Genomic DNA, 24,817 nt, shown 5'->3' on the forward strand with positions numbered 1-24,817 from the left:
GGAGAGTCCCATGATCGAGAGCCTGCTGATCGCCAACCGCGGCGAGATCGCCCGCCGCATCCTGCGCACCGCCCAGCGCCTGGGCGTGCGCACCATCGCCGTGTATTCCGAGGCCGATGCCGGCCTGCCGTTCGTGCGCGAGGCCGACCAGGCCGTGTGCATCGGCCCGGCGCCGGCGCGCGAGAGCTATCTGTCCGCCGACAAGCTCCTCGCCGCGGCGCGCCAGACCGGCGCGACCGCGATCCATCCCGGCTACGGCTTCCTGTCGGAGAACGCCGAATTCGCCGACGCCGTGATCGCCGCCGGGCTGGTCTGGGTGGGCGCGCCGCCGGCGTCGATCCGCGCGATGGGGCGCAAGGACGCGGCCAAGGCGCGCATGCAGGCGGCCGGCGTGCCGGTCACGCCGGGCTATCTGGGCGAGGACCAGTCGACGCAGCGCCTGCAGCGCGAGGCCGATGCCATCGGCTACCCGGTGCTGATCAAGGCCGTGTCCGGCGGCGGCGGCAAGGGCATGCGCAAGGTCGATGCCGCGGCCGACTTCGCCGCCGCGCTGGACAGCTGCCGGCGCGAGGCCGCCGCGGCCTTCGGCGACGATCGCGTGCTGCTGGAGAAGTACGTCAGCAACCCGCGCCACATCGAGGTGCAGGTGTTCGGCGACACGCACGGCAACGTGGTGCACCTGTTCGAACGCGACTGCTCGCTGCAGCGCCGCCACCAGAAGGTGATCGAGGAAGCGCCAGCGCCGGGGATGGACGCGGCCACGCGCCAGGCGCTGTGCGCGGCGGCGGTGAAGGCCGCGCGCGCGGTGGATTACGTGGGCGCCGGCACCATCGAGTTCATCGCCGACGGCTCGCAGGGCCTGCGCGCCGACGCGATCTGGTTCATGGAAATGAACACCCGGCTGCAGGTGGAGCATCCGGTGACCGAGTCGATCACCGGCCAGGACCTGGTGGAGTGGCAGCTGCGCGTGGCTTCGGGCGAGGCGCTGCCGCTGGCGCAGGACCAGCTCTCCATCCACGGCTGGGCGATGGAGGCGCGGCTGTACGCGGAGAACCCGTCCAACGGCTTCCTGCCGTCGATCGGTCCGCTCGAGCGCCTGCGCCTGCCCGAGGGCATCCGCGTGGACAGCGGCGTGGAGGAGGGCGGCGAGGTCAGCCCGTTCTACGACCCGATGATCGCCAAGCTCATCGCCCATGCGCCCACGCGCGCGCAGGCCGCGCGCCGTCTGGCGCAGGCCTGCGCCCAGGTGCAGGTGTGGCCGGTGCGCACCAATGCGGCCTTCCTGGCGCGCACCGCGGCGCATCCGCAGTTCGTCGCCGGGCAGGTCGATACCGGCTTCATCGCGCGGCATCTGGACGCGCTGCTGCCGCCGGCCGTGCCGCCGCCGGCGCTGCTGGACCAGGCCGCCAGTGCGCTGCTGCCGGCGCCGGACGGCAGCCCGTGGACGGTGCTGCGCGGCTTCCGCGCCAATGCGCCGCTCGAGCATCGCGCCGCGGTGCGCGTGGGCGAGGCGATCCACCTGGCGCAGTGGCACGCCGGCCCCGCGCCTGCGCTGGTGACGGTGGAGGGCACGCAGCTGCTGTTCGACGCGGGCCAGGCCTGGCCGGTGGCGGTGCCGACGCTGGGCGAGGCCGGCGCGGCGGGCGAGACCGGCGACGGCGCGCTGCTGGCGCCGATGCCCGGACGCATCGTCGCGGTGCAGGTGGCGCAGGGTGAGCAGGTGACGCGCGGCCAGGCGCTGGTGGTGCTGGAGGCGATGAAGATGGAGCAGACCCTGCAGGCGCCCTTCGCCGGCACGGTGCGCGAGCTGAGCGTGCAGGTCGGCGCGCAGGTCAGCGAGGGCAAGGTGTTGCTGGTGATCGAACAGGAGCAGGCGGCGTGAGCGGCGGACGGCACTTTGAGCAGTGGGCGATCGGCGATCGCATCGACCACGTGATGCGCAGGACGGTCACCGAGACCGACAACCTGCTGTTCTCCACCATGACCCACAACCCGCAGCCGCTGCACCTGGACGCCGAGGCCGCGCGCGCCAGCGAGTTCGGCCAGATCCTGGTCAATGGCACCTTCACCTTCGCGCTGATGATCGGGCTGTCGGTGGGCGACACCACGCTGGGCACGCTGGTGGCCAACCTGGGCTACGACAAGGTGGTGATGCCCAAGCCGGTGTTCATCGGCGACACGCTGCGCGCGCAGACCGAAGTGGTGGACCTGCGGCCCAGCCGCTCGCGGCCCGAGGCGGGGCTGGTGACCTTCCGCCACCGCATGCTCAACCAGCGCGACGAGGTGGTGTGCGAATGCCTGCGCACCGCGCTGCTGACGCGCTCGGGCCAGGCGCCGGCATGAGGCTGCGCTCGCTGCTGTTCGTGCCCGGCGATCGCCCGGAGCGCTTCGCCAAGGCGCAGGCCAGCGGCGCCGACGCGATCATCCTGGACCTGGAAGACGCCGTCGCGCCGGAAAACAAGGACGCCGCGCGCGCGGCGGTGGCCGCGTTCCTGCAGGCGCGCCCGCCCGCGCAGGGCGGCACGGTGCTGGTGCGGATCAATCCCATGGACGGTGACGCCCTGGCGCGCGATCTGGCCGCCGCGCACGGCGCCGATGCGCTGGTGCTGCCCAAGGCCGAAGGCGCGGCCACGGTGCGCGCGCTGGCGGCGCATCTGGGCGATGCGCCCATGCCGATCCTGCCCATCGCCACCGAGACGCCGGCCGCCATCTTCCAGCTGGGCAGCTATGCGCAGGTCGCCGAGCGCCTGTTCGGGCTGACCTGGGGTGCCGAGGACCTGCCGGCGGCCATCGGCGCGGCCACCAGCCGCGAGGCCGACGGCCAGTACACGCCGCCCTACCAGACCGTGCGCGCGCTGGCGCTGTTCGCCGCGCATGCCGCCGGCGTGCCGGCCATCGACACGGTCTATCCGGCGCTGCAGGACGAGGCCGGCCTGGCCGCCTACGCCGCGCGCGCGGCGCGCGACGGCTTCACCGGCATGCTGGCCCTGCATCCGGCGCAGGTGCCGATCATCAATCGCGCCTTCACCCCAGATGCCGAGTCAGTTGCACAAGCGCGGAGGATCGTCGCCGCATTCGCCGCCGCGCCCGGTGCCGGCGCGCTGCAGGTCGACGGACGCATGGTCGATGCGCCGCACCTCAAGCAGGCCAGGCGCATCCTCGCGCAGGCTGGAGAGGGCTGACGGGCAAGGTCTACGACAGCGCCGCGGCGGCGCTGGAGGGGGTGGTGTTCGACGGCCAGGGCCCGGGCACCCAGCGGGGCTGATCGTGGGCGCGGCGCCATGGATGCTGCACAGCCGGCAAAGCTGAAGCGCCTGCCCTGCGCGCATCGCCTCGCAGCGGAACAAAAAAGGACGGCGCCGGAAGGCGCCGTCCTTTGTCTGAAGCCTGGGCGCGGCTTACTTCTTGGTCGCCGCGACGACCTTCAGGTTGGTCGCGTTGACGCTCTTCACGCCTTCGATGGCCTTGGCCTTGGCCACGGTGCGGTCCTTCTCGGCCTTGGTGGCGGTGGTGCCGCTCAGCCAGACCACGCCGTCCTTGGTTTCCACTGACACGTCGGTGCCCGAGACGCCCTTGCTGGCCAGCAGATCGGCCTTGACCTTGGTGGTGATCCAGGTGTCGGTGCCCGGCTGGTCGGACTTGTCCGGCGGCAGGGCATCGTTGTGCTGCATGCCGGCATGGTTCATCGGCTTGTCGGTCTGCGCGCTCTGCGCCCAGACCGGAGCCGACAGGCTCAGGGTGAGCAGCGTGGCGATGGCGAGCGAAGTACGGTTGCGGAGTTTCATGGCGCGCTCCTTGATGGCGCTTTGGTGTGGCGCCACGGTGCACGCCCCCGCATTCAACGCCAGTGACTGAAAGCGCTTGCGCTTCGTCGCGCCGCCTGAACGCGCCGGGCAGGTCTAGTTCAGCCCCGGCTCGTCCAGCCGCAGCGTCAGGCACTTGGCCGAACCGCCGGCCTTGAGGAACTCATCCAGCGGCGTCTCCCGCACGCGATAGCCGTGCGCGGCCAGCGCCTGGCGCAGCGCGGGACTGGCGCGGTTGAGGATCACCACGTTGTCCAGGTTGACCGCGTTGCAGGCGAAGGCCAGCGCGTCTTCCTCGGACACCGCGATGCGCTTGTCCTCCGGCACGCGTGCGGCGATGGCCGCCTGCGCGGTCTCGTCGAAGGCCGCCGGAAAGTACAGCAGCTCGCCGCCGGACAGCGGGCACAGACAGGTGTCCAGATGATAGAAGCGCGGATCGACCAGCCGCAGCGGCACCACCTCGAGGCCCAGCCGTTCCTGAAGCGCGGCGGCGGCGCGCGCATCGCTGCGGTGGCCATAGCCGAACCACAGCCGCGGCGCGGCGCGATCGAGCAGCGCATCGCCGGCGCCTTCGAACTCGATCCCGTCCAGCAGGTCCACCGCGAAGCGCGCCCCGGCGAACCACTGGGTGAAATGCGGCTCCTCGCCGGCGCGCTCGGCATGGCGGAAGCGGCTGGGCACGGCCAGGTCGCGATAGACCAGCCCGGCGTTGGCGGTGAACACCATGTCCGGCAGGCCCGGCACATGCGGGATCAGTTCCACGTCGGCCGCATCGGCCACCAGCGCGTGCAGGTTCTCCCACTGGCGCTGCGCGCGGCCACGGTCGGCCTGGTCACGGTTGCCGGTCATCCAGGGGTTGATGTCGTAGTCCACCGAAAAGTGCGTGGGCGGGCACATCAGCACGCGCGGGCGGGGCGAAGTCGACATGGGCAAGCGTCTCGTGATTGGCGTTATGGCATCCTAGGCCGCGCGCAAACCAGCAAGAAGCGCGCAGATCGCCAGTCTTCGCCGGACTTCTGTCAAATCGATGACAGGCACTGGCGAATCGCCAAGCTTTACCCTTATCACCGGAGGCCCGCCATGGCCGAAGCCCTCGACGCCCTGGACCAGGATCTCATCGCCTTGTTACGGGCCGACAGCCGCACGCCCGCCGCGCTGCTGGCCAAGCAGCTCAAGGTCTCGCGCAGCACCGTGCAGAACCGCATCACCCGCCTGCAGCGCAGCGGTCTGCTGCTGGGTTTCACCATCCGCCTGGCCAACGAGGACGGCCTGCACGGCGTGCGCGCCATCACCCAGATCGAAGTCCGCGGCGGCGCCACCGACAAGGTCGTGGCCGCGCTGCGTCGCCTGCCGGAGGTGGTGAGCGTGTATTCCACCAACGGCCGCTGGGACCTGGTGGCCGAGGTGCGCACCGACGACCTGGCCGGCTTCGACCAGGCCCTGCGCCGCCTGCGCGACATCGAAGGCATCGCCGCCTCCGAGACCAGCCTGCTGCTGGCCGAACAGCGCTAGCGCGTTGCCTGGCGTCGCGGCCGCGACGCTTGGCTAGCCGCCGTAGAGCTTGGTCGCCGGCTGGAACAGCACCCAGCTGGTGGCGATGTACTTGTCGCCGCCCTGCGGACGGTTGCCGCGGTGGGTGTGGGTGAAGGCGGCCGGCGCGATCAGCAGGCTGCCGGCGCGCGGGACGATCCTGCGCCGCTGGTGGAAGAACTCGGTCTCGCCGGCGTGGAAGCCGTCGTTGAGGTATAGCGTCCACAGCAGGTGGCGGTGCAGGGTCTCGGCCTGCTTGTCCTTCGGGTACAGCTCGCAGTGCCAATAGGGGTAGCCGCCTTCGCCGGCGCGGTAGCGCTGCAGGTTGATCTGCCCCGGGCGGAACACCGCCATCATCAGGTCCGCCAGCGTGGCGTCGTCCATCGTCTCCAGGTCTTCGTAGCCGATGCGCCGCGTGCTGCCGCCCTGCGGGGTGTACTGCAGCATCACCGGCGCGATCAGCGCGAAGGGATAGGTGCGCAGGTATTCCTTGAGCCCGGTGAACACCGCCTGGTTCAGCGCCTGCTCCACGTCGGCCCAGCCGTGCTGGCCGCTGATGGCGATGTCGCTGGAGCGCTTGAGCTCGGGGAAGTGGCCGCCGCCGACCCGGCCCGGCGCTTCCTGGCCGCTGGCTTCGAAGCGGGCGACGATGGCCGCGCAGGTGTCGGCGGGGACGGCCCCGTCGATCACCGCGATGAGATCCTGTTCGTGCATGGCCCGCACGATAGCAGTGCTCAGCCGTCCGTCGCCTCGCCCAGCGCCGGCGTGCGCCAGCCGGCACGCACGCCCCACAGGTAGAACACCACGCCCACCACCGCCACCACGGCCAGGTCCATGCCGTAGCTCAGGTAGCCGTGGCCGCCGAAGGTGGTGCTGCCGCCCCAGGACAGCAGCGCCACCACCGGCAGGTAGACCAGCAGCCAGGCCGCGCCGCGCAGCTGGCGGCGCAGGTCCGGCCAGCCGCGGCGGTGCTGCGACCAGGCGTAGACCGGCAGGGCCACGGCCATCAGCAGGATGATCTCGCCGGTCAGCGGCCAGCGCGCCCAGTACAGCAGTTCGGTGGCCATGACGAAGGCCACGCCGGCCAGCAGCGGCAGGCCGGGCAGGCGCAGCGGACGCGGCAGGTCCGGCGCGCTGCGGCGCAGCGCCATCGCGCTGACCGGGCCGGTGAGGTAGGAGATGATCGTCGCCACCGAGATCACCGCCGCCAGCGTGCCCCAGCCGCGGAAGAAGAACAGGAACAGGTAGGACACCACCAGGTTCAGCCACATCGCCGGGCGCGGCACGCCCCAGCGCGGGTGCAGCCGGCCCAGCAGCGCCGGCAGGGTGCCGTTGCGCTCCATGCCGTAGATCATGCGCGAGGTGGTGGCGGTGTAGGTGATGCCGGTGCCGGAGGGGCTGATGAAGGCATCGGCGTAGAGCAGCATCGCCAGCCAGTGCAGGTTGACGAGGATCGCCAGCTCGGCGAACGGCGAGCGGAAGTCGATGCCGTGCCAGCCGGCCTTGGCCAGCAGGTCTGGCGGCACCGCGCCCAGGTAGGCCACCTGCAGGATCAGGTAGACCACCGTGGCCAGCGCGATCGAGCCGAGCACGGCGAAGGGGATGCTGCGGCCCGGGTTGCGCGCCTCGCCGGCCAGGTTCACCGGGCTCTGGAAGCCGTTGAAGCTGAAGACGATGCCGGCGGTGGCCACGGCGGTCAGCACCGCCGCCAGGTCCAGCGTGTCGCGCCCGCCGTGCACGCCGACCGAGAAGTTCTCCTGGTGGAAGCCGCTGGCGATCAGCGCCACGCCGGTGGCCGCCGGCACCACCAGCTTGAACACGGTGATGGCCGTGTTGGAGTGGGCGAACAGCTTGACGCTCCAGAAGTTCAGCAGGAAATACACCAGTACCAGCCCGGCGGCGATCAGCAGCCCGGGCTCGGCCAGTTCGCCCTGGCCGCCCGGCAGATGCGTGTACAGCGCCTGCGCCCAGGGATAGGGCCAGGACGCCATGTACTGGACCGAGGCCTCGGCCTCGACCGGGATCACCGAGACGATGGCGATCCAGTTGGCCCAGCCGGCGATGAAGCCCACCAGGGCGCCATGCGAGTAGTGGCTGTAGCGCACCATGCCGCCGGATTCGGGGAACATCGCGCCCAGCTCGGCGTAGGTCAGGGCGATGGTGGTGATGATCGCCGCGCCGAACACCCAGGCCCAGATCGCGCCCGGACCGGCCAGGCCCGCCGCGCGCCAGGCGCCGAACAGCCAGCCCGAGCCGATGATCGAGCCCAGGCCGGTGAGCATGAGCGCGAAGGGGCCGACATCGCGGCGCGGGGAAGCTGAAGCCATGGGACAAGCACCTGTTCGGACGCCGCCTGGACGCGGCCGGAAGCCCGGGATTGTCTCAGGAAGCTGACGCCGACGTCAGGTGGCGGTCATCCGCGGCCGCGGCGCCACGCCTTCAGTCGGCGTGATAGCGCTCGGCCGCCTCGACTTCCTCGCGCGAGCCTATGAAGACCGGCACGCGCTGGTGCAGCTGTTCGGGCGGCAGGTCCAGGATGCGGGCGCGGCCGGTGCTGGCCAGGCCGCCGGCCTGCTCGATCAGCAGGCCCATCGGGTTGGCCTCGTACATCAGGCGCAGCTTGCCGGCCTTGGTCGGGTCCTTGGTGTCGCGCGGATAGATGAAGATCCCGCCGCGCGTCAGGATGCGGTGCACGTCGGCCACCATCGAGGCGATCCAGCGCATGTTGAAATCCTTGCCGCGCGGCCCGTCCCGGCCGGCCAGCAGGTCGGCCACGTAGGCCTGCATCTGCGGTTCCCAGTGGCGCTGGTTGGACATGTTGACGGCGAATTCGGCGGTCTGCGCCGGCACCTGCATGCGCGGATGGGTCAGCACGAACAGGCCCTGCTCGCGGTCCAGGGTGAAGCCATGGGTGCCGTGGCCGGTGGTCAGCACCAGCATGGTCTGCGGCCCGTAGATGCAGTAGCCGGCGGCGACCTGGTCGCGGCCCGGCTGCAGGAAGTCGGCGTCGGTGGGCGCCTCGACATGGTCCTTCGGGCAGCGCAGCACCGAGAAGATGGTGCCCACCGAGACGTTGACGTCGATGTTGGAGCTGCCGTCCAGCGGGTCGAACAGCAGCAGGAATTCGCCGTGCGGATACTCGTCCGGCACCGGCATGGCATGGTCCATCTCCTCCGAGGCGCAGGCGGCCAGGTGGCCGCCCCAGGCGTTGGCCTCCAGCAGGATGTCGTTGCTGATCACGTCCAGCTTCTTCTGCGCCTCGCCCTGCACGTTGCCGGTGCCGGCCTCGCCCAGCACGCCGCCCAGCGCGCCCTTGCTCACCGCCACCGAGATGCTGGTGCAGGCGCGCACGACGACGGAAATCAGCTGGCGCAGTTCGGCGCTGATACGGCCGGCGCGCTGTTCTTCGACCAGGTAGCGGGTCAGGGTGACGGGCTGCATCGTGGCATGGACCTTCGGGCGACGTGGGGGCCGGCATTGTCGCCGCAATCGCGTGACCGGGGATATGTCGGCGACGAATCTTGTCGTCCGGCGACGCACCCGCCGTCGCGCTTGCTCCCTCCCTTTCGCGAAGCGAAGGGGAGGGCTGGGGAGGGGTGCCTTTGCCTTTGCTTTTGCTGTTACCTGCGGCAAGAAGCAACAGCAACACCAACCCCAACAGCAAAAGCCAACCCCTCCCCAGCCCTCCCCTGCTACGCAAGGGAGGGGGCAGAGGCGCGTCGCCCGCTCCTGACGCGCGACGCGGCGCGATGAGGATTCAAATCACGCGCAGCGTGATCGCCTTCAGCACCGCCCGGGTGCGATCGCGCGTGCCGAGCTTGTCCAGGATCACCGAGACGTAGTTCTTCACCGTGCCCTCGGCCAGGAACAGCGTGCGCGCGATCTCCTTGTTGGAATAGCCGCCGGCCAGCAGCCGCAGGATCGCCACCTCGCGCTCGTTGAACGGCTCGCGCGGCGCGTCCTGCTCGCGGTAGGCGTAGCGCGCGCGCACCGGCTCGGTGCTGACCGGCTGCAGCAGCGTGTCGCCGCCGGCCACGCGCACGATGGCATCGCGCAGATCCTCCGGCGCGGCGTCCTTGAGCAGGAAGCCCTGCGCGCCGGCTTCGGTGGCGCGCAGCAGCAGGTCGGCATCGTCGAAGGTGGTCAGCAGCAGCAGCGGGGTGGCATCGCCGGCCGCGCGCAGCCGGGTCAGGGCCTCGATGCCGTCCACCCCGGGCATGCGGATGTCGCTGAGCACCACGTCCACCGGTTGGGCGGCCAGGCGCTCGATCAGCTCGGCGCCATCGCTGACTTCGAACGCCACCGCGATGCCCTGCTGCTGCAGCAGCGCGCGCAGGCCGGCACGCACCAGCGCCTGATCGTCGGCCAGGGCCACGGTGATGGAAGCGATGTGATTCATGCGGGAATCCTGGCGGTCAGGCGCAATGCGCCGTGCGGGGTGAGGTCGATGTCCAGGCGGCCGTGCGCGGCGGCGATGCGCTCGCGCATGCCGGACAGGCCGTTGCCCTCGCGCAGGCGCGCGGCGCGCTGGCCGTTGTCCTCGATGCGCAGCAGCAGCGCCCCGCCCTCGCGCGCCAGCCGCACGTGCAGCGTGTCGGCATCGGTGTGGCGGGCGGTGTTGGTCAGGGCCTCCTGCACCACGCGCAGCAGGGTCTCGGCCAGGGCCGGGTCGGTGACGGTGGCGTCGGCGGCGATGTCCAGCGCCAGCGCCGGGCGCGGCAGCGGCGCGGCCAGCGCGCGCAGCGCGGTGTGCAGGTCCAGCCCGCGCGTGTCGCGCAGGGCCTGGACCACGCTGCGGATGTCGTCGAGCAGCTCGCTGGACAGCTGCTGGGCGATGCGCACCTCGCTGCGGTCGGCCAGGGCCGGGTCGCTCGCCAGCGCGCGCAGGTTGAGCTTCATCGCGGTGAGCTTGTGCCCGGCCACGTCGTGCAGCTCGCGCGCCACGCGCAGGCGCTCGGCATCGCGCGCGCTGTCGGCCAGCAGCGCGCGCGTGGCCAGCAGATCGGCATTGACCAGGGCCAGCGCGTCGCGCGTGCGTTCGGCATTGCGCGCGTAATAAGCCACCAGCGCCGAGAACGCCTGGAAGCTGGCGTAGATGACGACCATCAGCCACTGCCGCTTGACGCCCACCGCATCCAGCGTCAGGTACAGGCCGACGTTGATCGTCAGCCCGAAGACCAGCACCATCGCCGGCCGCCAGCACATGGCCGCGTGCGCCACCAGCATCACCAGCAGCACCGGCGCGGTGCCCGCGCGCGGCTCCAGGTAGACCAGCCACAGCGCCAGCGCCGCCTGCATGCACAGCGCCGCATCGCGCAGGACCGCATGGCCCTTGATCCAGTCGTAGGCGATGAACAGCGCGGCGAAGCCGCCCAGCAGCCACCAGCGCAGGGCGCCGCCGTCGGCCTCGAAGCCGAACGACAGCGTCACCGCGGCCATGGTGATCAGGCCGGCGATGTTGAGGGGCTCGAAGAACTCGCGCAGGGTCGGATGCATGGGCCGATGCTCGCCCGCCTCCGCGCAACCGGCAATGGGCGGGTGGCAAGTCGTGACTTCCGGCAGGTCCTGGTCATGACGACCGGCCATGCCCTGGATCCGATCCGGGGCCGATGCTGGATCCTCCTCTCGCAGACCGCCCCGGTGCCTCTCATGGCGACCACCATGCCCCGCCCACCCATGCCGACCGCCTCGCTGGTCTGCGTCCTGCTGGGCTTTCCGCTAGGGTCGTTCCTGGTGTCGCTGCTGCTGTTGTGGCGGCCGGCGATGGCGGCGGCACATTGGGACGCGCAGGCGGTCGTCTTCGCCGCCGCCGCATGCTGGTACGCGGCGCAGATCGCGTTGCTGCGCTTCATCCTGAGCAAAGCCGGCTGGTCCTGGCGGGACATCGGCTGGGGATTCGGCCAGCGCGGCACGGCCTGGCTGATCGCGGCCTACCTGGTCTTCGCGTTCGCGCTGGTTGGCGGCGTGGAATGGGCGCTGGCGCATGGTCCGGCGGCCGACCCGGCGCGGCTGTCCGATCTGGCGAACCTGGCGCCACGCACGCTGCAGGCGCGCCTGATCTACGTCGTGATGGGGCTGCTGGGAGGCCTGTGCGAAGAGCTGGTGTATCGCGGCTTCGCCTTGCAGGGGCTGCGCCGCCGCGGCGTGCCGATCGTGGTCGCGTGCGTGCTGGCCTCCCTGGTTTTCGTCGCCCAGCACGGGCTGAAGTCCGTCAGCCAGTTCGGGTGGTTCTTCACGTGGGGTCTGGTGTTCTGCGCGCTGTTCCTGCTCTGCCGGCGACTGTGGCCGGGGCTCATCCTGCACTGGCTGGTCATCCTGTCAGCACTGCCCGCCGTTCTACCGCATTGACCGAAGGAGAATCCGACGATGAGGCTCGATCTGTCGCAACTGCTGTTCTGGATCGCCTGCGCCGCATGGTGGGCGGTGGAGGTGTTCATCAGCCATCGGCGCCGCAGCCAGGACGATCCGGCGCGCGACGGCGGCACGCTGCGCATGCTGTGGACGGTGCTGTACGCGGCGATCGTCGTGGCCGTGGTGCTGAGCGTGCTGGGCATCGGCCGCTGGCCGCCGGGCTGGCGCCTGCCGCTGCTGTGGACCGGCACGGCGATGGTGGTCGGCGGGCTGGCGTTCCGGCTGTGGGCCATCGCGGTGCTGGGGCGGCAGTTCACCGTGGACGTGGGCATCCAGCCTGGCCATGCGCTGATCACCGCCGGGCCGTACCGCTGGCTGCGCCATCCGTCGTATACCGGCGCGCTGGCGTGCTTCTACGGCCTGGGCGTGGGGCTGGGCAGCTGGGCCTCGCTGGCGGTGATCGCGCTGGCGGTGACGGCGGCCTTCGCCCGCCGCATGCGGGTGGAGGAAGGGGTGCTGGCCCAGGCCTTCGGCCCCGCCTGGGACGCGCACGCGGGTCGGACGTGGAAGGTGCTGCCTTGGGTGTGGTGATTGGTCTGACCTTTAAACGGGTTATGCGCGCAAGTTGACAGAAACCAGGCAGAAGGCGCGTAATTCCAGCTGGGCCGACACATTTTGGTATGACCAATCGACGTGAGTCGCACAGCATGTGCGACCTGCGCCAGCGGCCCGTGCGACGGGCGATGGTGCCCGGCCGCGACCGGAGCCCGTGATGTCCCGCCCGCAACGTCTGCCTGCCGACGCCACGCCTGTCACCGCGAGCACGTCTCCGACGCGCGCGGCCGGACGCGTCCCCGACCGCGTGGCCGCCCAGCTGCGCGCACTGATCGACAGCCGCGGCCTCCAGCCCGGCGAGCGCCTGCCTGCCGAACGCGCGCTGGCCCTGGAACTGGCGGTCTCGCGCTCGGCCCTGCGCGAGGGCATTGCCCGGCTGGCCAGCCAGGGCCTGCTGGTCAGCCGGGTCGGCGGCGGCACCTACGTGTGCGCGCCGGGGCCGCTGGACGCGGCCATCGACGCGCAGCTGGCGCCGTACCTGCCGCTGTTCCAGGGCGATCCCGAATACCGCTTCGACGTGCTGGAGATCCGCCACGCGCTGGAGGGCGCCACCGCCTGGCACGCCGCGCAGCGCGCGACCGAGGCCGACCGCGCGCGCATCGCCGCGGCCTTCGACGCGATCATGGCTGCGCACGGACAGGGCGATGCGGCCCGCCAGGCCCAGGCCGACGCCGATTTCCACCTGGCCATCGCCGAGGCCTCGCACAACCTGGTGCTGCTGCAGGTGATGCGCGCGCTGTTCCGGCTGCTGCAGACCAACATCTCGCAGAACCGCGAGAAGCTCTACACCTCGCCGCAGACCTTCGAGCCGCTGCTGGCCCAGCACCGCGCGCTGAGGGACGCGGTGCTGGCCGGTGACGCCGAACGCGCGCGCCATGCCGCGCACGAGCACCTGGCCTTCGTGCACGGCTCGCTCAAGACCCTCGACGAGGACGAGGCGCGCCGCGCCCGCGCCTCGCGCCTCCCGCCGGACCGCCCGCTGCCATGATCATCGCCTCCTCCACCGATTACCGCGCCGCCGCGCAGCGCCGGCTGCCGCCGTTCCTGTTCCACTACGCCGACGGCGGCGCCTATGCCGAGCGCACGCTGGCGCGCAACGTGACGGACCTGGGCGAGATCGCGCTGCGCCAGCGCGTGCTCAAGGACATGTCGCGGCTGGACCTGTCGACCACGCTGTTCGGCGAGACCCTGGCCATGCCGGTGGTGCTGGGGCCGGTCGGCCTGACCGGCATGTTCGCCCGCCGTGGCGAGGTCCAGGCCGCGCAGGCCGCCGCGCGCAAGGGCATCCCCTTCACCCTGTCCACCGTGTCGGTGTGCCCGATCGAAGAAGTCGCGCCGACGCTGCCGCGGCCGATGTGGTTCCAGCTGTACGTGCTCAAGGACCGCGGCTTCATGCGCCACGCGCTGGAGCGCGCGCAGGCCGCCGGCGTCAGGACGCTGGTGTTCACCGTGGACATGCCGGTGCCCGGTGCGCGCTATCGCGACCTGCACTCGGGCATGAGCGGGCCGAACGCGGCGCTGCGCCGCTACTGGCAGTCGCTGACGCATCCACGCTGGGCCTGGGACGTGGGCCTGCATGGGCGTCCGCACGACCTGGGCAATGTCTCGCGCTACCTGGGCAAGCCGACCGGGCTGGAGGACTACATCGGCTGGCTGGCGGCCAATTTCGATCCGTCGATCTCGTGGAAGGACCTGGAGTGGATCCGCGAGTTCTGGAAGGGCCCGATGCTGATCAAGGGCATCCTGGATCCGGACGATGCGCGCGATGCGGTGCGCTTCGGCGCCGATGGCATCGTGGTGTCCAACCACGGCGGGCGCCAGCTCGACGGCGTGCTGTCCAGCGCACGCGCGCTGCCGGCCATCGCCGATGCGGTGAAGGGGCAGATCAAGCTGCTGGCCGACTCCGGCATCCGCACCGGCCTGGACGTGGTGCGCATGCTCGCCCTGGGCGCCGACGCGGTCCTGCTGGGCCGCGCGTGGCTCTATGCGCTGGCCGCCGCGGGCGGGGCGGGCGTCGAGCACCTGCTGGGCCTGATCGAGAAGGAAATGCGCGTGGCCATGACGCTCACCAGCACGCGCAGCATCGCCGACATGGGCCCGCACATGCTGGTGCCCGCCGACGCGCTGCCGGCCGACCGCCTGCCGTGAGCGCGCGCGGCGACGTGGCCCTGCTGGACACGCTGCGCGGCATCGTCGGCCGCCGCCACGTGCTGACCGACGACAAGCGCACGCGCCGCTTCCGCAAGGGCCAGCGCTTCGGCGAAGGGCCGGTGCTGGCGGTGGTCCAGCCGGGCACGCTGGTCGAGCAATGGCGCGTGCTGCAGGCCGCCGTGGCGGCCGATGTGATCGTGATCCTGCAGGCGGCCAACACCGGCCTGACGGGCGGTTCGACGCCCGATGGCGACGATTACGAACGCCCGGTCCTGCTGCTCAGCACGCTGCGCCTGACCGGGGTGCAGCTGATCAACGACGGCACCCAGGCGGTATGCCTGCCCGGGGCCACGCTGGATGCGCTGGAGCGCGCGCTGGCGCCGCTGGGGCGCGAGCCGCATTCGGTGATCGGCTCCTCCTGCATCGGCGCCTCGGTGCTGGGCGGGGTGTGCAACAACTCCGGCGGCGCGCTGGTGCGGCGCGGCCCGGCCTATACCGAGCTGGCCCTGTACGCGCAGCTGGGCGCCGACGGCGTGCTGCGGCTGGTGAACCACCTGGGCATCGCGCTGGGCGAAGACCCGGAAGAGATGCTCACGCGGCTCCAGGCCGGGCGCTACAGCGCCGCCGACATCGTCAACGACCCGTCCAGGGCCGCTTCCGACCACACCTATGCCGACCACGTCCGTGACGTGGACGCCGCCACGCCGGCGCGCTTCAACGCCGATCCGGCGCGGCTGCACGAGGCCTCGGGCTCGGCTGGCAAGCTGGCGCTGTTCGCCGTGCGCCTGGATACCTTCCCGAAGGAGGACACGGCGGTGTTCTACGTCGGCAGCAACGACCCGGACGATCTCACCGCCGTGCGCCGCCACCTGCTGACCGCGCTGCCGTCGCTTCCGGTGGCGGGCGAATACATCCACCGCGACGCCTACGACATCGGCGCGCGCTACGGCAAGGACACCTTCCTGCTGATCGACCGATTCGGCACCGCGCGCGTGCTCCGGGCATTCGCGCTGAAGAGCCGCGTCGATGCGTTCTTCGAGCGGCTGGGGCTGCACGGGGTCAGCGACCGCGCGCTGCAGCGCCTGGCCGGCCTGCTGCCGCCCCACCTGCCGCGGCGCATGACCGAGTTCCGCGCGCGTTTCGAGCACCACCTGCTGATCCGGGTGGCGCTGGACAGCGCCGAGGCGACCTGTGCCTTCCTGCGCGCGTATTTCGCCACACGCGAGGGCGACTGGTTCCAGTGCGATGCGGAGGAGGGCCGCAAGGCCTTCCTGCACCGCTTCGCCATCGCCGGCGCGGCGATCCGCTACCGCCAGGTGCACCGCGACCGCGTCGAGGACATCGTCGCCCTCGACATCGCCCTGCGCCGCGACGACCGCGACTGGGTCGAGACGCTGCCCGCGGACCTGGACGACCAGCTCATCGCCAAGCTCTACTACGGCCACTTCTTCTGCCACGTGTTCCACCAGGACTACATCGCGCGCAAGGGCAGCGATCCGCTGGCGATCGAGCATGCGATGTGGAAGCGCCTGGACGCGCGCGGCGCCGAGTACCCGGCCGAACACAACGTCGGCCACCTCTACCGCGCCAAGCCGGCGCTGGCCGCCTTCTACCGCCAGCTCGACCCGACCAACCGCTTCAACCCCGGCATCGGCCAGACGCCACGGGGGCGGGGGTGGGTGTAGGGGTGGGCGGAGATGGGTGGGGAGTGAGCTGGAGCGGCGTGTGGGCGAATCTGCGTGGCCATCCGCGCTTCGTTGCCTGCTTCCGACATTCAAGCACGATGCCCAACGCCGTCATTCCCGCGAAAGCGGGAATCCATGGACGTTGACGCTTCAGCGCGAAAGCCGCTGGATTCCCGCTTTCGCGGGAATGACGGTGAGACGGGTTTGCTGGCGGCTTGCAGTGCTCGCCTGGCCATGGCTCGCATCGATGCGAATGGCCGCTCGATGCGAGCGCTCATTCCATCTGATCTGCTCGGACGGCCCGGAAGCGACGTACCGGCGCAAGCAGTGCGCGTGGAGGAGTGAAAAGTGAGCCGGGCATCCACTCACTTTCCACTCCTGGCCTCCCCCATGCGCTACTAGCCCTTGACCACCTGAGCGATGGCCTGGGCGACGCGCTCCAGGTTGCCGGCGTTGAGCGCGGCCACGCAGATGCGGCCGGAGCCGATGGCGTAGATGGCGTGCTCCTCGCGCAGGCGATCCACCTGGTCCTTGGTCAGGCCCGAGTAGCTGAACATGCCGGCCTGCCTGGAGATGAAGTCGAAATCGCCGGCGCCGGCTTCGGCCAGCTTGCGCACCAGGCCCGCGCGCAGCGAGTGGATGCGCTCGCGCATGGCGGTGAGTTCGTCTTCCCACTCCGCGCGCAGCTCCGGGTTGTTCAGCACGCCGGCCACTAGGGCGGCGCCGTGCGTGGACGGGCTGGAGTAGATGGTGCGGATGATGCGCTTGACGTGCGACTGCACGGCCTTGGCCTGCTCGGCGGTGGCCGCCACGATCGACAGCGCGCCCACGCGCTCGCCGTACAGCGAGAACGACTTGGAGTACGAGCTGGCGACGATGAAGTCGCTGATACCCGCGTCGACGATCACCTGCAGCGCGGCCGCGTCCTCGCGGATGCCCTTGTCGAAGCCCTGGTAGGCCAGATCGATGAAGGGGAACAGGTCGCCCTCCTTCAGCACCTGCGCCACCTGCTTCCACTGCTCGACGGTGAGATCGGCGCCCGTCGGGTTGTGGCAGCACGCGTGCAGCAGCACGGTGGTCTTGGGCTTGAGCGCCTTCAGGTCGGCCAGCATGCCGGCGAAGTCCACCCCGTGGGTGGCCGCGTCGAAGTAGGTGTACTCGCCCACCTCGAAGCCGGCGGCCTCGAACACGGCGCGGTGGTTCTCCCACGAAGGCTTGCTCAGCGCCAGGGTGGCGTGCGGCAGCAGCTTGCGCAGGGTCTCGGCGCCCACGCGCAGCGCCCCGCTGCCGCCGACGGTCTGGGTGGTGGCCACGCGGCCGGCGGCCAGCAGCGGCGAATCCTTGCCGAACAGCAGCTCGCGCGTGGCCTGGGTGTAGGCCGGCAGGCCGTCGATCGGCAGGTAGCCGCGCGGCTTGGCTTCCAGCGCCAGGGCTTCCTCGACCTTGGCCACGGCCTTGAGCAGCGGGATGCGGCCGGTCTCGTCGTAGTAGATGCCCACGCCCAGGTTGACCTTGCCCGGGCGGGGATCGTGGTTGTAGGCCTCGGTCAGGCCCAGGATGGGATCGCCCGGGACCTGTTCAACGGATGCAAAAGAAGACACGGCGTGACTCGACATGGCGGGAGGAAGGGGACGCGACGCGGCGCGTTCCGCGTGTCGGCGGCGATGGCCCCCGGCGCGCGAAAGGGCGCCAATCGTAGCAGGCGCGGGCAAGCGCAGAGCGCGCAACGGCGCGGGTTTGTCCCATCCTGCGGTGGTTGCGGGCGACACCATTCAGCCGCGCGGCGCGATTGAAGCCGGCCTGGCCGGGGACCACACTGGGGGCTGCCCTGCCGGAGCCGCCCATGCATTTCCTGCTGCTCTATCAGACCGCCGCCGACTACCTGCAGCGCCGCCCGCTGCATCGGGCCGCCCATCTGGCCTATGCGCGCCAGGCGGTGGCGCGCGGGGAGCTGGTGCTGGGCGGCGCGGTCGGCGATCCGCCCGAGTCGGCGCTGCTGCTGTTCCAGGGGGAGGACGACAGCGCCGCGCGGCGTTTCGCCGAAGGCGATCCCTACGTGGTCGAGGGCATCGTCGCCAGCTGGACGGTGAGGCCGTGGACTACGGTGGTCGGCGCCGACGCGGCGCATCGCGTGCTGCTCGGTTGAGGGCGGCCCGGCATGGACACCGCGAATCTGCTGTGGGGGCTGCTGTTCGGCGCGATCGGGGGCGGCTACCTGGTGTACGGGGTGCGGCAGCGGGCGCTGGTGCCGGCGTTGTGTGGCTTGGCGTTGGGGGTGTTCACGTGGTTTGTGGATAGCGCCTGGGTGACGTTTGTGGTGGGGGTGGGGTTGATGGCGGTGCCGTACTTCGTGCGGTTCTGAGGGCGCGCTTGGCCGCACGCCTCTGCGCTTTGAGTTAAAAGCACGCGCCTGCGGCGCGCTTGATGCAAAGGCTTTCGCGCCTACGGGCGCGAGCTACTTTTGTCTTGTCAAAAGTAGCCAAAACCGCTTCTCGCCGGGCCCCGAAGAGGGGGTAAAACGCACGCCGACGCTGCGCGTCGGTCCCCTGCGCTCCTCGCGAAGCAGGGCATTTATCCCCTTTTAGGGACGGCGCCCAAACTCGCTTCGCTCGAACAGGGCGCCTCTTCGGCCCTGCTTCGCTGCGGTGCTCGGCGTGCTTTACGGCTCAGACAGGTAAAGCAACAGCAAAAGCAGAAGCTCTCGAGCAACAGCAACAGCAACAGCAACAGCAACAGCAACAGCAACAGCAACAGCAACAGCCGAAGCAGCCCTTTCAGATCGTCATTCCCGCGAACGCGGGAATCCAGGGACTTTGCTCTTGCACACTTGTCCCTGAGCGACGCCAACAGGGCAAACAACGAAGGTGGAACCTAAACCTTCCCCTCCGTCTGCAACGCCTCGAACTCCTCATCCGCGAACAGCCGCGAGCGCACCAGGAAGCGCACCCCCTCGCCGTTGTCCAGCGAGAACATCCCGCCACGCCCGGGCACCACATCGATGATCAGCTGCGTGCGCTTCCAGTACTCGAACTGCGAAGGACTGATGTAGAAATCCGCCCCGCCGATCTCCCCCAGCCGCACATCGCGATCGCCGACGATGAAGTCGCCGACCGGATAGCACATCGGCGAGGACCCATCGCAACAGCCGCCGGACTGGTGGAACAGCACCGGGCCGTGGCGGCTGCGCAGCCGCTCGATCAGCTGCAGGGCGGGCAGGGTGGCGATGACCTGGCGGGTGTCCATGGCGGGCTCCTGGTGGGTTGGGTGTGGGCGATCAGCCGTCGCCGCCCCAGGTCCAGCGTGCGCCGACCATGACGCCGCGGCCCGGGCCGGGTTCGTAGTAGCGGCCATTGCCTTCGTTGACGATGACCGAGCCGATGTAGCGTTGGTCCAGCGCGTTGTCCACGCGCACGAAGCCCTTCAACGCGCCGCTGGCGTAGCGCCAGCGATAGCCGGCCTCCAGGCCGAGCAGGAAGTACCCCGGCGCGCGTGCGGTCCCCGCGTCGTTGACGGTGACATCGCCCACGCCTTCGCCATCCAGCTGCGCGCTCCAGTCGCCGTGGCGCCAGCCCAGGGTCGCGTTGAGCTGGTTGCGCGCGGTGCCGGGGATGCGCGTGCCGGCGGTCACCAGGGTGGTGGGGTTGTTGCAGCCGGCGGCGGTGCAGATCGGGAAGCTGTCGCGGAAGGTCGCGTCCAGATAGGTGTAGGCCAGGTCCAGCGACCAGTCCTGCGCCAGCGGCAGGCCGGCGCTCAGCTCCACGCCCTGGCGGCGCGCGCTGCCGACGTTGCGGTAGCTGCTGCGCCCGCCGACGTTGCGGGCCACGGCCAGTTCGTCGTCGGTGTTGGCGCGGAACAGCGCCAGCTCGGCATGCGCGCCGGATTGCGCATGCCACTTGGCGCCCAGCTCGACGTTGCGGCTGATCGAGGGCTGCAGGTCGAAGGCCAGCCCCGCGCCGCCATCGGCGCGGTAGCCGATCTCGTTGAAGGTCGGCGTCTCGAAGCCGCGCCCGACCGACACATACACGCTCAGATCCTCGCGCGCGGCGAAGCTCAGGCCGGCCACCGGCGTGGTCTCCGAATAGGTGCGCCGGCCGCTGTCGTCCGGGTTGCCGGCGGTGACGTAGAAATCGTGCGAGGAAAAGCGCACCTGGCTGTGGCGCAGGCCGGCCAGCAGCGACAGGCGCGGCAGGAACTCCCAGTAGGCCTGCGCGTACTGGTCGAAGTTCTCCACCACATCGCGTTCGTTGCGGCGCAGCCGCCCGCGCACGCCCAGCGTGCTGCCGACGAAGTTTTCGTAACCGCGCCGCTGCTGGCGCTGCTTCTCGAAGTTGGTGCCGGCGGTGAACTCGAGCGGCCGCCCGGCCGCCTCGCCCTGCCACGACCAGCGCCCGTCGGCGCCGCCGTAGTCACTGTCCAGGTCGATCACGCCGCCGGCCTGCAGCGGGTTGGCCTGGGTCGCGGCGGGAATGGCCTGGTACTGCACCACCTTGCGGTTGCCGCTCCAGGCGGACACGCGCACGGTCTGCTGCGCGCTCAGCGGCAGGGTGTAGAGCGCGCCCAGCTGGTTCTGCTGCACCGACTTGCGGGTGTCGTACTGCTCGGCCTGCGGCGTGGCCTGGGTGCGGTCGGCGTCGACCTGCGCCTTGGTCAGGCCCAGCGGATCCTGCGCATCGCTGCGGAAGGCGTTGCCGACCAGGTCCAGCGTGCCGGCGTTGCCGAGGTCGAAGGTGAACTTGGCATTGCCCGAATCGCGGTCGGCCGCGCTGTGCTGGCGGTAGCCGTCGGTCATGAAGCGCTGCACCGCCACGTTGTAGCCCACCGCGCCGGCGGTGCCGCGCACGCGGGCTCCGGCGGTCCAGCTGTCGTCGCGGCCGTAGGTGCTCTGCACCGTGAGCTCGGGCGCCTGGGTCGGCGCGGCGCTCCACAGCTGGATCACCCCGCCGGAGGAATTGCCGTACAGCGCCGAGAACGGCCCGCGCAGCACGTCCACGCGGCCGCCGCCGAGCAGGTTGAAGTGCGAGACCTGGCCCTGGCCGTCGGGCATCGCCGCCGGGATGCCGTCGGCATACAGGCGGATGCCACGCACGCCGAAGGTGGTGCGCGCGCCGAAGCCGCGCACCGACAGCTGCGTGTCCTGGGCGTAGTTCTGTCGATCGCGCGCCAGCAGGCCAGGCACGCCCTGCAGCTCGTCGGACAGGTTGACGTCGTTGTGGCCGCCTTCGCCCAGGTCGATGCTGGACACCGAGGCGGGCACGCGGAAGGCGGGGACGCGCTCCAGGCGCGTGGTCACCACGATGCGGTCCAGGGTGAGCGCATCGGTCGGCGCGGCGGCCTGATCGGCCAGGGCGGGGGTGGAGACGGACAGCGCGGCCAGGCAGGCCACGTGCAGCGAAGCAGGGCGGAAACGGATCATCAACGTCGAAACATCGTGGGGAAGGGAGCGTGCGCCCCCGCGCGGCATGGGCCGCGCGCGTCCCGTGCGGGATCGCATGCCGGGCGCACGCGACAAGGAGAACACGCCCGCGGCCCGCAGGGGTGAAGATCCGCGCCTCCGACGCGGATCCTGGTCGCGCGCGCGGTGCGCAGGCATCGCCGTCTACGCCGCCATGTCCAGCACCACCCGGCCCTCGATCCGGCCGGCATGCATCCTGGCGAACACGTCGTTGATGTTGTCCAGGGTGTCGGTGCTCACGGTCGCGGCGACCTTGCCGGCCTGCGCGAACTCCAGCGACTCCTGCAGGTCCAGGCGCGTGCCGACGATCGAGCCGCGCACGGTCACGCCATTGAGGACCATGCCGAAGATGTCCAGCGGGAACTGGCCCGGCGGCAGGCCGTTGAGCGAGACGGTGCCGCCGCGGCGGACCATGCCGATGGCCTGCTCGAAGGCCTTGGGCGAGACCGCGGTGACCAGCGCGCCGTGCGCGCCGCCGATCTCCTTCTTCAGGTACGCCACCGGATCGGTGGTGCGCGCGTTGACCGTCACCGTCGCGCCCAGGCGCGTGGCCAGCGCCAGCTTGGCGTCGTCCACGTCCACCGCGGCCACGTTCAGCCCCATCGCCTTGGCGTACTGCACCGCCATGTGGCCCAGCCCGCCGATACCGGAGATCACCACCCAATTGCCGGGCCGGGTGTCGGTGACCTTCAGGCCCTTGTAGACAGTGACGCCGGCGCACAGGATCGGCGCGACCTCGACGAAGCCGACGTTCTTCGGCAGGTGGCCGACGTAGCCGGCATTGGCCAGCGCGTACTCGGCGAAGCCGCCGTTGACCGAGTAGCCGGTGTTCTGCTGCGCCTCGCACAGGGTTTCCCAGCCGCCCAGGCAGTGTTCGCAGTGGCCGCAGGCCGAGTACAGCCATGGGATGCCCACGCGGTCGCCTTCGCGGACGTGGGTGACGCCTTCGCCCACGGCCACGACATGGCCCACGCCCTCGTGGCCGGGGATGAAGGGCGGATTGGGCTTGACCGGCCAGTCGCCCTCGGCCGCGTGCAGGTCGGTATGGCACACGCCGCAGGCCTCGATCTTGACCAGGAGGTCGCCGGCCCTGGGCCGCGGCACGGTCACTTCCTCGATCACCAGCGGCTTGCCGAACTCGCGCACCACGGCGGCTTTCATCGTCTTGTTCATCGCGCTCACAACTCCTGTGGAAAAGGTCCCGGATCGCAGGCTAGGCCGGTGCGGCGGGACCCGCCTTGATCCGGGTCAATGTCCCGACCCGGCCCTTCGGCGGATGAAACAGGCGGCGCGCGCTCGGCATCGGCACGGCCGCCATGCCTTCGACTCAGCCGAAGACGAACTTGCCCTTCATCATCGTGGAGTGCCCCGGGAAGGAGCAGAAGAAGCTGTAGTCGCCGCCCTTGCTCAACTTGGAGGTGGCGAAGGTCACCGTGTCGCTTTGGCCGCCGCCGATCACCTTGGTATGGGCGATCACGCGCGCGTCGCCGGCCTTGAGGAAGCCGGCGGCCATGCCCGCCTTCATGCCATCGGCGTCGATGCCGGCCATGTCGGCGGTCCTGGCCAGCACCCAGTCGTGGCCCATCACGTTGGCGGCCAGCTTGCCGGTATGGGTCAGGGTCACGCTCACCTGGGTGCAGGCTGGGTCGATCCGGATCTCGGTCTTGTCGAACTTCATCGCATCGTCGCCGCTGATGGCGACCGCACAGGTCCTGGCGAACGCGGTCGGGGCCATGCAGGCCAGGCACAGCAAGACCAGGGTGGAAAACAGCTTGCGCATCGTCGGTGGTCCTCTTTTCTTGTGCGTAAGGGGGCTGGAGCGGTTCGCTCCAGGAGGGGCCCACACCGCGCGCATCCCCCGCGGATGCGCACGGTGCGGGGTGGAACGCCAGAAGCGCGGGCCGACCGGGATGAAAGGGATCCAGGTCGATCTCCCGTCGCCGGGCCACGGCCGCCACGCGCCAATCCGCGTCGCGGCGGCGCTGGCCTAAGGGTCGGTGCCGCGATAGACCAGCGGCTCCTTGGAGGCCTTGGCCTCGTCGAAGGTCAGCGGCTTGTCGCCGGCCGGATAGCCGTTCTCCTGCAGCAGGAAGGCCATGATGTCGGCGTAGGTGTCGTGGTCCAGGCTGGCCGGCTGGGTGGCGGGCATGTTCTGCGAGACGATGGTGAAGATGTCGCCCACGTGGAAGCCCGCCGCCGGGTTGGCGAAGTGCTTGCCCTTCAGCGCCGGCCCGGCGCGCCCGGCCAGCGTGTCGCCGTGGCACAGCGCGCAGTTGTCGGCGTAGTCCTGCTTGCCCTTCTCGGCCTGCGCGGCGGTGAACAGCTTGGGCGCATCGCCGGCCGGCGTGGTTGCGGCGGTCGCGGCCGCCGCGCCGCCGCCTGGCCCGTTCCAGGCCAGCTGCGCGCCACGCCTGAACATCGCCTGCGTGGTCGCGTTGGCCTGGGCCTTGCCGCTGCCCTGCGGCGTGGCCAGCACCGCGTAGGGATCCAGCAGCCTGCCCAGCGTGCCGTCGGCGCCGAGCGCGGCGACGCTGGCCTCGAAGGCCTGCGCGGCCGCGGCGTTGGCCGGGTCGTACAGGGCCACCAGGTTCCAGCGCGCATGCGGCTCGTCCAGCTCGGCATAGTCGAACGGCGCGGCGTCCTTGTGCGCGCTCAGCCAGCCGACCACCGCCGGACGCCACAGCATGGCGGCGCCGACCTTGTGCTGCTCCAGCGCCTCGATGGCGTCGTCGTTGGTCAGGTGCACGTCGGCCTGCAGCTTCGGGTAATCGGCGAAGTACAGGTTGGGCGTGGTCTGGTAGGTCACCGCGACCGGGCTGCCCGGCGGCAGCGTGGCCAGCGAGCGGGCCTGGCTGCCGCGCGGGGTGACCAGCACGAAGCCGGTGCGCCCGTAGGCGGCGGTGGCCTTGAGGCCCTCGGGCACGCCCGAGGCGCTGGCATCGACCGGGAAACCCAACACCAGCTGGCAGTCCTTGGCCGCCAGTTTGTTGAACTCCTTCAGGTCGAAGCCTTCATCGTCATCGCCGGTGCCGTCGAACGCATGCACCGACAAGGTGGTCTTCTGCTGCCTGGCCACGGCCGCGGCGATGGCCTTGTCCATCGCCGCGGTCGGGCTGGAGCTGTCCACGCAGACCGAGACGGCGGCCTGGGCGGCGCCGATGCCGCCGGCGCACAGCGCCAGCGACACGACGGAACGGAGGAGGGTGGGGTGCGGGGTGTGTTTCATGGCC

24 protein-coding genes are annotated in these 24,817 nt (G+C 70.7%); 11 read left to right on the forward strand and 13 right to left on the reverse strand.

Going from position 1 to position 24,817, the window contains the following annotated elements; translation table 11 throughout:
- The first annotated feature begins 10 nt into the window (after positions 1-10).
- From LAJ50_RS19725 to LAJ50_RS19735, 3 genes are read left to right on the forward strand one after another with little or no spacing between them, the layout of a single operon-like run.
- Positions 11-1,882 carry an acetyl/propionyl/methylcrotonyl-CoA carboxylase subunit alpha gene (locus LAJ50_RS19725; protein ID WP_138652355.1) on the forward strand — a complete coding sequence of 624 codons (1,872 nt, stop codon included), beginning with the start codon at positions 11-13 and terminating at the stop codon, positions 1,880-1,882.
- Positions 1,879-2,343, forward strand: a complete 465-nt coding sequence (locus tag LAJ50_RS19730; protein ID WP_205953602.1) for a MaoC family dehydratase — start codon at positions 1,879-1,881, stop codon at positions 2,341-2,343. The genes LAJ50_RS19725 and LAJ50_RS19730 overlap by 4 nt, the downstream gene beginning before the upstream one ends.
- Complete coding sequence (locus LAJ50_RS19735) at positions 2,340-3,182, forward strand: CoA ester lyase (RefSeq protein ID WP_138652357.1); 843 nt, start codon at positions 2,340-2,342, stop codon at positions 3,180-3,182. Before LAJ50_RS19730 ends, LAJ50_RS19735 begins: the two co-directional genes overlap by 4 nt.
- A 216-nt stretch (positions 3,183-3,398) precedes the next feature.
- On the opposite strand, the gene LAJ50_RS20310 is transcribed toward LAJ50_RS19735, so the two are convergent.
- Together LAJ50_RS20310 and LAJ50_RS19745 are read right to left on the reverse strand one after the other, a co-directional pair.
- Positions 3,399-3,785: a BON domain-containing protein gene (locus LAJ50_RS20310; protein ID WP_328590696.1), complete on the reverse strand. Its 387-nt coding sequence runs from the start codon at positions 3,783-3,785 to the stop codon at positions 3,399-3,401.
- 114 nt (positions 3,786-3,899) lie between these two features.
- Positions 3,900-4,730, reverse strand: a complete 831-nt coding sequence (locus tag LAJ50_RS19745; protein ID WP_130551494.1) for an arginine deiminase-related protein — start codon at positions 4,728-4,730, stop codon at positions 3,900-3,902.
- 153 nt (positions 4,731-4,883) lie between these two features.
- Between LAJ50_RS19745 and LAJ50_RS19750 the strand changes: the two genes are divergently transcribed.
- Complete coding sequence (locus tag LAJ50_RS19750; RefSeq protein ID WP_130524115.1) at positions 4,884-5,315, forward strand: Lrp/AsnC family transcriptional regulator; 432 nt, start codon at positions 4,884-4,886, stop codon at positions 5,313-5,315.
- Between the two features lie 33 nt (positions 5,316-5,348).
- Here the strand turns inward: LAJ50_RS19750 and LAJ50_RS19755 are convergent, their stop codons facing one another.
- From LAJ50_RS19755 to LAJ50_RS19775, 5 genes are all read right to left on the reverse strand, one after another.
- Positions 5,349-6,047 (reverse strand): 2OG-Fe(II) oxygenase, encoded by a 699-nt coding sequence (locus LAJ50_RS19755; RefSeq protein ID WP_138652359.1) that lies wholly within the window; start codon positions 6,045-6,047, stop codon positions 5,349-5,351.
- Positions 6,048-6,067: 20 nt separating this feature from the next.
- On the reverse strand, positions 6,068-7,660 hold the full coding sequence (locus LAJ50_RS19760) for an APC family permease (protein WP_130551492.1): 1,593 nt from the start codon (positions 7,658-7,660) through the stop codon (positions 6,068-6,070).
- Between the two features lie 112 nt (positions 7,661-7,772).
- Complete coding sequence (locus LAJ50_RS19765; RefSeq protein WP_138652361.1) at positions 7,773-8,774, reverse strand: class 1 fructose-bisphosphatase; 1,002 nt, start codon at positions 8,772-8,774, stop codon at positions 7,773-7,775.
- Positions 8,775-9,090: 316 nt separating this feature from the next.
- Positions 9,091-9,723: a response regulator transcription factor gene (locus tag LAJ50_RS19770; RefSeq protein ID WP_138652473.1), complete on the reverse strand. Its 633-nt coding sequence runs from the start codon at positions 9,721-9,723 to the stop codon at positions 9,091-9,093.
- Between the two features lie 5 nt (positions 9,724-9,728).
- Positions 9,729-10,829: a histidine kinase gene (locus tag LAJ50_RS19775; RefSeq protein ID WP_138652363.1), complete on the reverse strand. Its 1,101-nt coding sequence runs from the start codon at positions 10,827-10,829 to the stop codon at positions 9,729-9,731.
- A 6-nt stretch (positions 10,830-10,835) separates the two neighbouring features.
- On the opposite strand from LAJ50_RS19775, the gene LAJ50_RS19780 reads away from it, so the two are divergent.
- The 5 genes from LAJ50_RS19780 (at position 10,836) to dld (ending at position 16,135) form a co-directional block, all read left to right on the forward strand.
- On the forward strand, positions 10,836-11,681 hold the full coding sequence (locus LAJ50_RS19780; RefSeq protein ID WP_224096405.1) for a type II CAAX endopeptidase family protein: 846 nt from the start codon (positions 10,836-10,838) through the stop codon (positions 11,679-11,681).
- Between the two features lie 18 nt (positions 11,682-11,699).
- The gene (locus LAJ50_RS19785) at positions 11,700-12,275 is read left to right on the forward strand and encodes an isoprenylcysteine carboxylmethyltransferase family protein (RefSeq protein ID WP_138652365.1); all 576 of its coding nucleotides are present in this window, start codon (positions 11,700-11,702) and stop codon (positions 12,273-12,275) included.
- Positions 12,276-12,456: 181 nt separating this feature from the next.
- On the forward strand, positions 12,457-13,287 hold the full coding sequence (gene lldR, locus LAJ50_RS19790) for a transcriptional regulator LldR (RefSeq protein ID WP_138652367.1): 831 nt from the start codon (positions 12,457-12,459) through the stop codon (positions 13,285-13,287).
- Positions 13,284-14,447, forward strand: a complete 1,164-nt coding sequence (gene lldD, locus LAJ50_RS19795; protein ID WP_138652369.1) for an FMN-dependent L-lactate dehydrogenase LldD — start codon at positions 13,284-13,286, stop codon at positions 14,445-14,447. Before lldR ends, lldD begins: the two co-directional genes overlap by 4 nt.
- The gene (dld, locus tag LAJ50_RS19800) at positions 14,444-16,135 is read left to right on the forward strand and encodes a D-lactate dehydrogenase (protein WP_138652371.1); all 1,692 of its coding nucleotides are present in this window, start codon (positions 14,444-14,446) and stop codon (positions 16,133-16,135) included. The genes lldD and dld overlap by 4 nt, the downstream gene beginning before the upstream one ends.
- A gap of 398 nt (positions 16,136-16,533) precedes the next feature.
- Here the strand turns inward: dld and LAJ50_RS19805 are convergent, their stop codons facing one another.
- Positions 16,534-17,736 carry an amino acid aminotransferase gene (locus LAJ50_RS19805; RefSeq protein WP_138652373.1) on the reverse strand — a complete coding sequence of 401 codons (1,203 nt, stop codon included), beginning with the start codon at positions 17,734-17,736 and terminating at the stop codon, positions 16,534-16,536.
- A gap of 242 nt (positions 17,737-17,978) precedes the next feature.
- On the opposite strand from LAJ50_RS19805, the gene LAJ50_RS19810 reads away from it, so the two are divergent.
- Together LAJ50_RS19810 and LAJ50_RS19815 are read left to right on the forward strand one after the other, a co-directional pair.
- Entirely contained in the window at positions 17,979-18,281 is a 303-nt protein-coding gene (locus LAJ50_RS19810) for a YciI-like protein (protein WP_138652375.1), read from the forward strand.
- Positions 18,282-18,293: 12 nt separating this feature from the next.
- On the forward strand, positions 18,294-18,497 hold the full coding sequence (locus LAJ50_RS19815) for a hypothetical protein (RefSeq protein ID WP_138652377.1): 204 nt from the start codon (positions 18,294-18,296) through the stop codon (positions 18,495-18,497).
- A 509-nt stretch (positions 18,498-19,006) separates the two neighbouring features.
- Here the strand turns inward: LAJ50_RS19815 and LAJ50_RS19820 are convergent.
- The 5 genes from LAJ50_RS19820 to LAJ50_RS19840 all read right to left on the reverse strand — a co-directional run bounded on the left by LAJ50_RS19820 (position 19,007) and on the right by LAJ50_RS19840 (position 24,813).
- Complete coding sequence (locus tag LAJ50_RS19820) at positions 19,007-19,378, reverse strand: DUF779 domain-containing protein (protein WP_138652379.1); 372 nt, start codon at positions 19,376-19,378, stop codon at positions 19,007-19,009.
- A gap of 31 nt (positions 19,379-19,409) precedes the next feature.
- Complete coding sequence (locus tag LAJ50_RS19825; RefSeq protein ID WP_138652381.1) at positions 19,410-21,548, reverse strand: TonB-dependent receptor; 2,139 nt, start codon at positions 21,546-21,548, stop codon at positions 19,410-19,412.
- Positions 21,549-21,731: 183 nt separating this feature from the next.
- Positions 21,732-22,760, reverse strand: coding sequence for an alcohol dehydrogenase AdhP (gene adhP, locus LAJ50_RS19830; protein ID WP_138652383.1), 1,029 nt, complete (start codon positions 22,758-22,760; stop codon positions 21,732-21,734).
- Positions 22,761-22,914: 154 nt separating this feature from the next.
- On the reverse strand, positions 22,915-23,367 hold the full coding sequence (gene azu, locus LAJ50_RS19835) for an azurin (RefSeq protein ID WP_224096406.1): 453 nt from the start codon (positions 23,365-23,367) through the stop codon (positions 22,915-22,917).
- A gap of 207 nt (positions 23,368-23,574) precedes the next feature.
- Positions 23,575-24,813 carry a cytochrome c gene (locus LAJ50_RS19840; RefSeq protein WP_138652385.1) on the reverse strand — a complete coding sequence of 413 codons (1,239 nt, stop codon included), beginning with the start codon at positions 24,811-24,813 and terminating at the stop codon, positions 23,575-23,577.
- Positions 24,814-24,817: the final 4 nt, after the last annotated feature.

This window comes from Pseudoxanthomonas sp. X-1 (assembly GCF_020042665.1).
GTDB lineage: Bacteria > Pseudomonadota > Gammaproteobacteria > Xanthomonadales > Xanthomonadaceae > Pseudoxanthomonas_A > Pseudoxanthomonas_A spadix_A.